The 11,581-nt window shown below is 67.1% G+C and carries 11 protein-coding genes; 5 read left to right on the top strand and 6 right to left on the bottom strand.

All coding sequences use genetic code 11. The features are described from left to right. Positions 1-81 precede the first annotated feature (81 nt). A complete protein-coding gene (locus ACQPYR_RS16895) occupies positions 82-711 on the bottom strand; it encodes a riboflavin synthase (protein WP_433633264.1) in 630 nt (209 codons plus the stop codon). Between the two features lie 577 nt (positions 712-1,288). On the opposite strand from ACQPYR_RS16895, the gene ACQPYR_RS16890 reads away from it, so the two are divergent. Then, positions 1,289-1,759: a hypothetical protein gene (locus ACQPYR_RS16890; RefSeq protein ID WP_433633262.1), complete on the top strand. Its 471-nt coding sequence runs from the start codon at positions 1,289-1,291 to the stop codon at positions 1,757-1,759. A gap of 12 nt (positions 1,760-1,771) precedes the next feature. Here ACQPYR_RS16890 and rpe read toward each other — a convergent pair whose 3' ends face one another. Continuing rightward, the gene (rpe, locus tag ACQPYR_RS16885; RefSeq protein ID WP_387286007.1) at positions 1,772-2,428 is read right to left on the bottom strand and encodes a ribulose-phosphate 3-epimerase; all 657 of its coding nucleotides are present in this window, start codon (positions 2,426-2,428) and stop codon (positions 1,772-1,774) included. A gap of 96 nt (positions 2,429-2,524) precedes the next feature. On the opposite strand from rpe, the gene ACQPYR_RS16880 reads away from it, so the two are divergent. Together ACQPYR_RS16880 and ACQPYR_RS16875 are read left to right on the top strand one after the other, a co-directional pair. Next, positions 2,525-2,947 carry an ATP-binding protein gene (locus tag ACQPYR_RS16880; RefSeq protein ID WP_040692115.1) on the top strand — a complete coding sequence of 141 codons (423 nt, stop codon included), beginning with the start codon at positions 2,525-2,527 and terminating at the stop codon, positions 2,945-2,947. Then, positions 2,947-3,804 (top strand): RNA polymerase sigma factor SigF, encoded by an 858-nt coding sequence (locus ACQPYR_RS16875; RefSeq protein ID WP_433633260.1) that lies wholly within the window; start codon positions 2,947-2,949, stop codon positions 3,802-3,804. Before ACQPYR_RS16880 ends, ACQPYR_RS16875 begins: the two co-directional genes overlap by 1 nt. Before the next feature lie 6 nt (positions 3,805-3,810). Here the strand turns inward: ACQPYR_RS16875 and ACQPYR_RS16870 are convergent, their stop codons facing one another. The 4 genes from ACQPYR_RS16870 to def all read right to left on the bottom strand — a co-directional run bounded on the left by ACQPYR_RS16870 (position 3,811) and on the right by def (position 8,007). Next, positions 3,811-4,152 (bottom strand): MmcQ/YjbR family DNA-binding protein, encoded by a 342-nt coding sequence (locus tag ACQPYR_RS16870; protein ID WP_433633258.1) that lies wholly within the window; start codon positions 4,150-4,152, stop codon positions 3,811-3,813. A 374-nt stretch (positions 4,153-4,526) separates the two neighbouring features. Then, positions 4,527-5,843, bottom strand: coding sequence for an RsmB/NOP family class I SAM-dependent RNA methyltransferase (locus ACQPYR_RS16865; RefSeq protein ID WP_433633256.1), 1,317 nt, complete (start codon positions 5,841-5,843; stop codon positions 4,527-4,529). 677 nt (positions 5,844-6,520) lie between these two features. After that, the gene (fmt, locus tag ACQPYR_RS16860; RefSeq protein ID WP_433633254.1) at positions 6,521-7,444 is read right to left on the bottom strand and encodes a methionyl-tRNA formyltransferase; all 924 of its coding nucleotides are present in this window, start codon (positions 7,442-7,444) and stop codon (positions 6,521-6,523) included. Further along, on the bottom strand, positions 7,444-8,007 hold the full coding sequence (def, locus tag ACQPYR_RS16855; protein ID WP_040692128.1) for a peptide deformylase: 564 nt from the start codon (positions 8,005-8,007) through the stop codon (positions 7,444-7,446). Before def ends, fmt begins: the two co-directional genes overlap by 1 nt. A 228-nt stretch (positions 8,008-8,235) precedes the next feature. Here def and ACQPYR_RS16850 point away from each other — a divergent pair, with 228 nt between their 5' ends. Then, a complete protein-coding gene (locus ACQPYR_RS16850; protein WP_433633252.1) occupies positions 8,236-9,630 on the top strand; it encodes a sigma 54-interacting transcriptional regulator in 1,395 nt (464 codons plus the stop codon). Continuing rightward, positions 9,627-11,579 carry a vWA domain-containing protein gene (locus ACQPYR_RS16845; protein ID WP_433633250.1) on the top strand — a complete coding sequence of 651 codons (1,953 nt, stop codon included), beginning with the start codon at positions 9,627-9,629 and terminating at the stop codon, positions 11,577-11,579. The genes ACQPYR_RS16850 and ACQPYR_RS16845 overlap by 4 nt, the downstream gene beginning before the upstream one ends. Positions 11,580-11,581 lie beyond the last annotated feature (2 nt).

The raw sequence follows: 11,581 nt of genomic DNA, 5'->3' as shown, positions 1-11,581 counted from the left end.
CGACCAGCCACCGCGGAGCGAGTCTTACGAGCGACGTTCGCGGCCAGTCGGCCGCGAACACGCCGCGCCGCAGGCGCGGAATCAGACAGCGCCGCGCTGCTGGAGGCGTTCGACGTACTTGGCGATGACATCGACTTCCAGGTTCACCTTGGCACCGACGGCGGCGGCACCGAGGTTCGTCATGGACAGGGTGGTCGGGATCAGCGAGACCTCGAACCAATCGCGGTTGCCGTCTGCGGCGGGCGCGTCGGCGATGCCGAGGCCCGAGACGGTCAGCGAGATGCCGTCGACGGTGATCGAACCCTTCTCCACTACATAGCGGGCGATCGTATCTGGCAGCGAGATCCGCACGACCTCCCAGTTCTCCGAGGGTGTGCGCGCGAGCACGGTCCCGGTGCCGTCGACGTGGCCCTGCACCAGGTGGCCGCCGAGCCTGCTGTTCAGCGCGGCCGCACGCTCGAGGTTCACCCGCGAACCCGTGCCGAGTCCGCCGATGCCGGAGCGGTTCAGCGTCTCCTGCATCACGTCCACGGTGAACGAGTCGCCGTCGACCACGTCGACAACGGTCAGGCAGACGCCGTTGACGGCGATCGAATCACCGTGTCCGGCATCGGAAGTGACCAGCTTGCCCCGGATCGTCAGCCGAGCGGCATCGGCCAGCTCTTCGGTGGCGACGATCTCGCCGAGTTCCTCGACGATGCCTGTGAACATGCCTTGACTCCCTGTCGCGTCGTTTCTACGGTTGCCGAACAGCCGGGATCGGACGACTATTCCCGCCGGTACGCCGATCCCTCCTCAGCCTAACGACGCCGGGTCGTAGACGACACCGCGGTTCCAACCAGCGGTCGGTCGATACCGCGGTTCGGCAAGCCCGCCGGGAAGCGGACCGCAGGGCAGCGCGAGCAGCGTCGAACCAGCGGCAGTTATTTTTCGAAGCGAAATAGTACGCATCCACGCGGAAATATCGCCGTTTCAGCGGCGACGACAATTATTCATTCCTGTTTCCGGAACCACACGAATGGATTTCATACGTGGCGCATAGTGTCGAACAGGTCGTAATACCCAGCGGAGACACGATTACACCAAAACCTTGCGCGGGTCCGAAAACGGTCGCAAGATTGTTATGTTGTTGATTCCTATCGTTCAACTTCGACCCGAGCAGTGCAGTGCGGAACGGTTCTACCCAGTCCGACGCGGTCCGGCGAGTTCGACCCAGGGAAATCCACCACTCGAGGAAGCCAGAGACAGCAGTGGGTCAAATCAGGTTCGATACCAACGGGGGTGTTGCGTGACCACTCTTGTCGATTCGACGCTGGAAGTTCGCTGTGTGCAGTATCGGCGCGAATTCCATATGCCGGCGTCGATCGACCCGACGTCCCGCCGCATCCTGCTCCATATCGGCACCCATTACGGCGCTATAACGATGCCCGCAGAGCTGGGCGAGCAGGTGCAGCAGCAGCTCACCCACACGCAGATCGCGGCACCGGTGGTGCACCATCCGCGAGCCAAGCGCTGGACCTTCATCACCGGCCCCGCCCGGCCCGATACCCTCAGCGCGGCCGTCTCCGCAGAGCTGTTCCGGCTCTACGCGACGGTCGCCTGTACCGGGAGCCAGGTCGTGCTGCCCTCACCGGATGACGAGCGCACCGGCTATCGCACTTGGATCCAGCCGCCGGAGAACGCGACGACCCTGCCACCGCTCAGCGCGGTGATCGAAGCGACACGTGCCATCGGCAGCCGGAAAGCGCCCGCCCGCTAGGAGATTCGCGAGCTAGGAGCTACGCAGCGCCGCGGCCTGCTGCCGCAGCTTTTCCACGGCAGCACCAGGATCGGTGGTGTTGTAGACCGCGGATCCGGCGACAAAACAATCGATGCCCGCCTCCGCTGCGGCCTCGATCGTGTCGGCATTGATGCCGCCGTCGATTTCCACGATCAAACGCAGCTCGCCCGCGTCCACCAGTCGACGCACGATCCGCGCCTTTTCCAGTACATGCGTGATGAACGACTGGCCACCGAAGCCCGGCTCCACACTCATCACCAGCAGTGTGTCGAAGTCGCGCAGGATTTCCAGATACGGCTCGATCGGCGTATTCGGCTTCACCGAAAGACCGGCCTTGGCGCCTGCCGCGCGAATATCTCGCGCGACTGCGATCGGATCGTCGGTCGCCTCGGCATGGAAGGTGACGTTGTACGCGCCTGCCTCCGCGTAGGGCGGAGCCCAGCGGGCCGGATCCTCGATCATCAGATGGCAGTCGAGCGGAATATCGGTGGCCTTCAACAGGCTTTCGACCACCGGGAGTCCGAGAGTGAGATTCGGCACGAAATGTGCGTCCATCACATCGACGTGCAACCAATCCGCGCCATGCACTGCATTCGCCTCATCCGCGAGGCGTGCGAAGTCGGCGGACAGGATGGACGGGGCGATCATCGGCGTGGTCGGGCGCGTAAACGTCGAAGAGGACACATCGCGGGAGCTTACCGGTACCTAGGGTTGCTCCGGCCGGGAGTGGGTAGCCTGCATAGGGTGATCAACATTTCGGCGGAACAGGGGCTCTACAGCACCCCGGTGGAGATTCGGGTGGCTGCGTCGGTGACGCAGCTGCCGATCGTGCGCGGGCTCGCCGAAACACTGGTGCTGCTCAGCGATTTCACCCTCGATGAGGTGGCCGACATCCGGCTGGCCGTGGACGAGGTGTGCTCGACGCTGATCGCGGTCGCAGCACCGGCGACCAGCCTGCACTGCCGGTTCACCGTGGGTGACACCGAATTGCTCGTCAAGGTCACCGGCCTCGCCGGGACGGAGGGGCTGCCGGATCAGCGCAGCTTCGGCTGGCATGTGCTGCGCACCCTCACCGATGAAGTACAAGCGACACAGGACCCATTCGACTCGGCCGCATCCGGATATCCGACGACGGTGGAGTTCCGTCGGGTCCGGGGGAAAGCGTAGTGGCGGACGAGAACACCGTGTCCGACGCCGAGCGAGACGACGACGCCGAACCCGTGCTGACCGAAGAGGCCGCCGAGGAAGTCGAAACCCTCCAGGCGTCCGGCGCGGGGTACGACGATGTCGGCGCGCTGTTCGAGCAGCTCGCCGCCGCCAAACCGGGTACCGCGCGGCATACCGCACTGCGTGCCGAGCTGATCAGCCGGTGCATTCCACTCGCGGACCACATCGCCCGCAAATTCAGTGGGCGCGGTGAGCCGTTCGATGATCTCACGCAGGTGGCACGGGTCGGTCTGGTGCACGCGGTGGACCGTTTCGATATTTCCCGGGGCTCGAACTTCCTGTCCTTCGCGGTGCCGACGATCATGGGTGAGGTGCGTCGCTATTTCCGCGACAACACCTGGGCCATGCGGGTGCCGAGACGGGTGAAGGAGACCCATCTGCGCATCGGCGCGGCCATCGACGCGCTCTCGCAATCCCTCGGCCGCTCCCCGACCGCGAAAGAGATTGCGGCCGAACTCGATGTGGATCCCGACGAGGTGACCCAGGCCGTCATCGCGGGCAACGCCTACCAGCCGAGTTCCATCGATGCCGCCTCACTCGGGCGCGATACCGAGGCATCGCTGCTGGATACCCTCGGCGAGGAGGAATCCCAATTCGACCGGGTCGAGGAGTATGTCGCGATCCGTCCGCTGCTGGCTGGACTCCCGGAACGCGAACGCCGCATCCTCACCATGCGGTTCTTCGAATCGATGACGCAGACCCAGATCGCCCAGCGCATGGGTATCTCGCAGATGCACGTCTCGCGCATTCTTGCGAAAACCCTTGCCCGCCTGCGCGAACAGTCGGCCCGCGACTGAGCGGAGTCAGCGTGCCTGCTGTTTGCGGAGTTTCGCGGGCGCTGACAACCACCAGGCGGCGTCGAGCAGCTCGCGCAGGTGATCGGGCTCGATCCGGTCGAGGTCGATGAGGATGTAGGGATATCCGTCATAGTGCGAGGTGGTGTAGAAGGCCGGGTCACCGGAGGTGAGCATGGCCTCCTTCTCCGCCATCTCGCACAGCAGCACAAGTCCGCCCTCGGCCTCCGACCGCAACCGCGCGAACCCCTTACCGCTCACCTTCAGCGCGGGACTGCGCCACCACGTCGATTCCGCCACCTCGGGCAGTTCGGTCGCCAGCGCCACCACCTGCTCCCATGTCATCGCCATGCGATCAGTCTGCGCCGCCGACCTGCCCGAGTCTTGGACGAATGTCGCCTCGGACTGTGGACCTCCTGTGGTCTTTCCAGGCCGACCGATGCAAGGCCCGACGCGATGTTGATGCGGCACGCGCGACGATGCAGCGCGACAAACCGCAAGCGGCACAGTCTGCTACCAAGCTGACTGCCAACGGGACCCTGGAAAGTTGCCAGAGGTGCCTCGGATCAGGTGCTATTCGACATGCGACGCAGCACAGCCACGAACATGGCGTCGCCACCCGGCGGTGCGGATCCCATGCCGCACCTGGCACGAACTCGCGACCCGTCGCCGCTCGATTGCCGAGCCCAATGTCGCAGACCGCTGGGCGCGTCTCCGATCAGGTGCTACTCCACAGGCTTGCGCAAGGCGGCCAGGAACATGGCGTCGGTGCCGTGGCGGTGGGGCCAGAGTTGGGCGCCTGGGCCATCGCCGATATCGGTGACGCCGGGAAGGAGGTCGCGGGTGTCGAGTTGGATGGCGCCGGTGCGGCGGGCGGCGTCTGCGACAACGGTGACCGTCTCCAGAAGGTGTGGGGAGCAGGTCGAATAAAGGACTACGCCGCCGGGGCGCAGGAGATCCCATGCGGCGGCGAGGAGTTCGCGCTGCAGGACGACCAGTTCGGCGACGTCGGCGGGCGTGCGCCGCCAGCGGGCCTCCGGGCGGCGACGCAGTGCGCCGAGGCCGGTGCACGGTGCGTCGACGAGGATGCGGTCGTAGCCGGGAGTGAGGCCACTATTGCGGCCGTCGGCGACGTGCACGTCGACGGGTAGGTCTTGGACCGTCTTGCGGACCAGCTCGGCGCGGTGTTCTGCCGGTTCGACCGCGTCGACGCGGTGGCCGTCGATTGCGGCGATCGCGCCGAGCAGGGCCGCCTTGCCGCCGGGGCCTGCGCACAGGTCCAGCCAGCGGCCGTTGTCCGGACCGTCCAGTTCTGCGCGGGTCAGCGCGAGTGCGACGAGTTGACTGCCCTCGTCCTGTACTGCCGCCATACCTTCACGGACCGGCTCCAGCTTGCCGGGGTCGCCGCCGCTGTCGAGGTAGACCGCGTACGGCGACCACTTGCCCTCTTCGCCGCCCGTCACCAGGGCCAGTTCCTCGGCGGTGATATCGCCGGGACGAGCCACCAGATGCACGATCGGACGAGCATCGTCGGCTGCCAGCACGTCCCGCAGTTCCCCGGCCCGCGCGCCGAGCGCATCCGCGAATGCCTGCGCGATCCACACCGGATGCGCGAATTCGAATGCCAACCGGCCCACCGGATCTCGCGGCGCGAGCTCGTCCACCCACTCGTCGACGGACTTCTCCCCCGCCCGCCGCAGCACGGCATTCACGAAACCCGCTTTGCCCGCACCGAATTCCGTGCGCGCCAATGCCACCGAGGTATCCACCGCGGCATGCGCCCCGATCCGGGTACGCAGCAACTGGTACACCCCGAGCCGCAGCACATCCAGCAGCGGCCCATCGATCTCGTCAACCGGCCGCCCAGCGCCCGCCGCGATCACCGCGTCCAGCAGCCCGAGTGAACGGCAGGCCCCGTAGGTCAGTTCAGTCGCCAACGCCGCATCCCGCCCCGAAATACGCCGGTCGCGCAGCAGCCCGGGCAGCACCAGATTCGCGTAAGCGTCCCGCTCCCGCACCGCCCGCAACACGTCGCGCGCCACCAGCCGCACCGGATCGCCGTGTGCTACCGAATCCTTTTGCCGCCCACGACCTTTCGATGCGGCGGCACGCGTGTCCGCGCCACCGGTTCGGCCGCCTCGGCCTGCCGCCGCAGCCGAGCCCTGAGCACGGTTCGAACGCCGCTCATCACCACCCGCAGCTTGTCGCCCCTCGTTCGATCCCGCCGAACCGGACTTCGCCGAGCGGTTGACCCGCCGCTGCCCGCCGGACGCGGCATCGCTCTCGTGTGCACGAGCACGCCGGTCCGCTGAAGATGACGCGCCCCCGCGCCGGTCATCGCCGGACCGTCGCGCGTCCCGGGTGCTGTCATCCCGCGCCGAAGACCGCCTGGTGGCATCGCCACGCCTCGCCGGCTCGTCCTGCCCGCCGGCTCGACCGCCCTGCCATCCACCGCGCGCCGAGCCTTTGCCCGGCGCCGAGCCCGAACCTTTGCGCTGCGACGAACTGTCCCCCGATGATGCGGACTTGCGCTGATCGGTCATATTCCGCCGCTCTGATTGGGTCCGCGGCACAGCGCCGCGGATCTGGTCGGTGCGCCACGGTCGGGCTTCCTCGTCGCGCCGTATGGACTGCGAATTCTTCTGTTGTGCACCACTTTTCGCTGACGTCGCGCGGGCGAGCCAACCAGCGTCGACTGCGGACTCGCGATTCGGCGTGGTCACTCGACCACCGCGCCGGCCTGCAGGCGCGCACCGCGGGCCCAGTCGAGAGCCGACATCATGCGTTTACCTTGCGGCTGAACCTGATCGAGGCGGACCGCGGTGGTTGCGGTGCCCACGAAGACCCCGGACTTGCGGACCTCGATCGTCCGTTCCGGCAGGACTTCCTCGACCATCTCGACGGGACCGACCTTCAAGCGGGTGCCGTTCACCTCGGTCCAGGCACCGGGTGCGGGGGTGACCGAGCGAATGCGGCGGTTGATCGCCAGCGCGGGCTGATCCCAGCGGATGTGCCCGGCCTCGACCGGCACCTTGGGTGCATAGGAAACACCGTCATGCGCTTGTGGAACCGCCTGCAGTGTCCCGTCTTCCACGCCGTCGAGCGTTTTCTCGAGCAGCACCGCCCCGGCATTCGCGAGCCGGTCGAGCAACGCGCCCGCGGTATCGGTCACCGCGACCTTCTCGGTCACCACACCGAAGACCGGGCCGGTGTCCAGGCCCGCCTCGATCTGGAACGTGGACGCGCCGGTGATCTCGTCGCCCGCGTCGATCGCCGCCTGCACCGGAGCCGCGCCGCGCCATGCGGGCAGCAGCGAGAAGTGCAGATTGATCCAGCCGAAGCGCGGAATATCGAGCAACTGCTGCGGCAGCAGCGCACCGTAGGCCACGACCGGACAGCAGTCGGGCGCCAGTTCGGTGAGCTGCTCGATGAATTCTGGCTCGGCCGGGCGCCGCGGCGTCAGCACGGGAATACCGTGCTCATCGGCGAGCCGCCCGACCGGCGACCGCTGCACCTTGCGTCCGCGCCCCGCGATGGCATCGGGGCGGGTCAGCACGGCGAGCACCTCGTGCCGCTCCGAATCGATGAAACGCTGCAGCGACGGGACCGCCGGTTCCGGTGTGCCCGCGAAGACGATGCGCATCAGCGACCCCGTCCGAACGGTCCGGCCTCGGTCGAGCCGAGCGCACGCGAACTGCGCACGGTGATACCCGCACTGAACCAATCGGATTCGCGAATGGTGCGCATCGCCTCCTTGCGCTGCGCGGGATCGAGCCGATCGATGAACAGCACACCGTCCAAATGATCGGTCTCGTGCTGTACGCAGCGGGCCAGCAGGCCCTCGGCCGCGAATTCCACCGGCTTACCGTTCACATCGACACCGGCGGCCCGCACCCGCAGCGCGCGGCGCGTGTCATAGCGCAGCCCAGGAATGGACAGGCAGCCCTCGGGCCCGACCTGCTCCTCCGCACCCACTACCTCGTAGGTCGGATTGATCAGATGCCCCCTGGCGTCCTCGGTGTCGTAGACGAAAACCCGCAGCCCGACGCCGATCTGCGGCGCGGCCATTCCGACCCCGCCGTCATCGTGCATGGTCTCGGTCAGGTCGGTGACCAACTGCCGCAGCTCACGATCGAATTCGGTGACCTCCGCCGCACGTGATCGCAGGATGGGATCGCCGAAGAGGCGAACGGGCTGAATGGTCACGGTGGCGGCTCCCCAAAACGATGAACACGGTCGATTCATTCTAGAGAGCGACACCGTTCACACCGATCTCCCCGACCGAACGGGAAAAAGCTGGTAGAACTCCAATGCGGTCCGGGCGGGGTGTTCACCCCTCCGCCCGGCCGCCTGTGCTTGTCAAGCTTATTTCCGGCTTGTTTCCAAGCACGCTGAACGTCGACCGCGTCGCCGAACCGACGTAGCGTCGATGGGGTGATTGTTCCTGAGCACCTGCCGACCACCGTCGGCGAGTTGCGCGCGGGCGGCCATCTGCCGCGCAGCGTGAAGTCCGAGATTCGCGAGAACCTATTGTCCCGGTTGGCTTCCGGTGACGATCCGTGGCCGGGCATCGTCGGCTTCGATCGGACCGTCCTGCCGCAGCTGGAACGTGCACTGCTGGCCGGCCATGATGTCGTACTGCTCGGTGAGCGCGGCCAGGGCAAGACCCGGCTGCTGCGCACCATGATCGGCCTGCTCGACGAGTGGACACCCGTCATCGCGGGTACCGAACTGGGCGAGCATCCGCTCGCGCCGATCAGCCCGGCCGGTCGCCGATTGGCCGAGGAGTTGGGCGAGGACCTGCCGGTCACCTGGCGGCACCGTTCCGAGCGTTACGCGGAGAAACTCGCGACTCCGGACACCTCGGTCGGTGACCTGATCGGCGATGTCGATCCGGTCAGGGTGGCCGAGGGCCGTAGCCTCGGCGACCCCGAGACCATCCACTTCGGGCTGGTACCGCGCGCGCACCGCGGCATCGTCGCCATCAACGAATTGCCCGATCTCGCCGAACGCATCCAGGTCGGGTTGCTGAATGTGATGGAGGAGCGCGATATCCAGGTCCGCGGTTACACCCTCCGACTACCTCTCGACGTGCTGCTCGTCGCCACCGCCAACCCCGAGGACTACACCAACCGAGGCCGGATCATCACCCCACTGAAGGACCGGTTCGGCGCGGAGATCCGCACCCACTATCCGTTGAGCGTGCCGGCCGAGGTGGCGCTGGTCCGGCAGGAGGCCGAATTGGTGGCCGAGGTCGGCGACCCGCTGATCGAGGTGCTCGCCCGATTCGTGCGGCACCTGCGCGAATCGTCCGCGATCGACCAGCGCTCCGGCGTATCCGCCCGATTCGCGGTGGCCGCCGCCGAGACGGTGGCGGCTGCCGCACTGCGCAGATCGGCGCTCACCGGCGAGCGTCCCGCGGTCGCGCGACCCGTCGACCTCGAATCCGTGCCCGCGGTATTGCGCGGCAAGCTGGAATTCGAGTCCGGAGAGGAAGGTCGGGAGCAGGAGCATCTCACACACCTGATGCGGCGTTCGTTCGCCGAGGCCGGGAGTGCGCTGCTCGGTGGCCTGAATCTGCGGCCGTTGGCGGAGGCGGTCGGCGACGGTCATCTGGTCACCACCGGCGAACGCGTCCCTGGCAAGGATGTGCTCTCGGCGTTGCCGGAACTGCCTGTCCTGCACGAGGTGGCCCGTCGGCTCGGCGTCGGCGCCGACGAACCGCCGGCCCGCATCGCGTCCGCGGTCGAATTCGCGCTGGAAGCCCTTTATCTGGCTCGTCAGATAGCCAAGGACTCCGACGACGGCGTCGCGGTGTACGGCTCATGACCGCGTCCGACCGCTATGCCTACGGGCCCTATCACGACGGACCCGATCCACTGGCGCCTCCGCTCGATCTGCGCGAGGCGCTGGACCAGATCGGCCGCGACGTGATGGAGGGCAGCTCCCCCCGCTCCGCACTGGAGGAGTTGCTGCGCCGCGGTATGCGCGAAATGCGGGGGCTCGATGAGCTCACCCGGCAGGTGTGGCAGCGCCGCGCCGAGATCAGTCGCCGACACCGGCTCGACGGCACCCTGCAACAGGTCCGTGAGCTGCTGGAACAGGCTCTGAAAGCCGAACGCCGCGAACTGTTTCCGGATCCCTCCGACGATGCCAGATTCGCCGAGGCACAGCTGGATGCCTTGCCGCCGAGCACCGCGGCCGCCGTCAACGAACTCGCCGATTACCAATGGCGATCCGACACCGGCAGGGAAAGCTACCAGAAGATCCGCGACCTGCTCGGTCAGGAACTGCTCGAATCCCGGTTCCAGGGCATGAAACAGGCCCTCGAGAACACCACTCCCGAGGATGTCGAGCGCGTCGGACGGATGCTATCGGATCTGAACGACCTGCTCGCGGCGCATGCGAGAGGCGAAGACACCGAACAGCAGTTCGCCGAATTCATGGCCGAGCACGGCGAATTCTTCCCGGAGAATCCGCGCGATACCGACGAACTGATCGACGCGCTCGCCGCCAGGTCCGCCGCTGCCCAACGCATGCTGAACTCGATGTCCGCCGAACAGCAAGCCGAACTCGCCGAGCTGATCGGGCAGGCATTCGGCGATCCGCGCGTTGCCCAGCAGGTCGCCGCCCTCGACGCCGCGCTGCGGGCGCTGCGGCCGGGCGAGGACTGGGACTCCGCCCAGCGGTTTCGGGGCAACGATCCATTGGGCCTGGGTGCGGGCACCCAAGCCCTGCAGGATCTCGCCGAACTCGACGCGCTCGCCGAACAACTCAGCCAGTCCTATCCGGGCGCCAGCCTCGAGGATATCGATCTGGACGCCCTGGCCCGCCAACTCGGCGACGACGCGAGCGTGGATGCCGCCCGATTGGCCGAACTGGAACGCGAACTGCGCAGACAGGGCGTATTCGAGCGAGCACCGGACGGCTCACTTCGGTTGACGCCCAAGGCTTTACGACGGCTCGGCGAGACCGCGCTGCGCGATGTCATCGGACAGTTGCGGTCCCGGCGCGGCGAGCGGGATACCCGGTTGGCCGGTGCGGCGGGCGAGCCGACCGGCGCCACCCGGGCATGGCAGTTCGGCGATGCCGAACCGTGGGACGTGCCGAGGACGGTGCGCAATGCGGTGCTGCGGTCGATGTCGGTGGGCCGTCGCGGCGTCACGCTCGACGTGTCCGATGTCGAGATCATGGAAACCGAACAGCGCTCCCGGGCCGCTGTTGCGCTCTGCGTCGACACTTCATGGTCGATGGTGCAGGAGGGCAGATGGCTGCCGATGAAACGCACTGCCCTCGCGGTACATCAGCTGATCAGCACCCGGTTCCGCTCCGACGCGCTGAGCCTGATCACCTTCGGTCGGCACGCCACCACCGTCGATATCGGCGAACTGACTGCGCTGGAAGGCGTTTGGGAACAGGGCACCAACCTGCACCACGCATTACTGCTGGCCGCACGCCATCTGCGCAGACATCCGGACGCGGTGCCGGTTGTACTCGTCGTGACCGATGGCGAGCCGACCGCGCACCTGGAACCGAACGGTGCGGCGTACTTCAATTGGCCGACCGCACCGCGCACCCTGGCCGTGACAATGGCCCAGGTCGACGCCCTGGCCAAGCTCGGCGCATCGGTCACCGTCTTCATGCTCGGCGAGGATCCGAGCCTGGCCGCATTCGTCGATTTGGTGGCCCGCCGCAGCGGCGGTCGCGTCGTCGCCCCGGACCTGGACGGACTCGGCGCCGCCGTGGTCAGCGACTACCTGCGCGGCAGGCGCGGTTGATC

The organism is Nocardia sp. CA-120079, assembly GCF_050955745.1.
Taxonomy (GTDB): Bacteria; Actinomycetota; Actinomycetes; order Mycobacteriales; family Mycobacteriaceae; genus Nocardia.
This window is presented reverse-complemented; position numbering and strand designations above follow the sequence as displayed.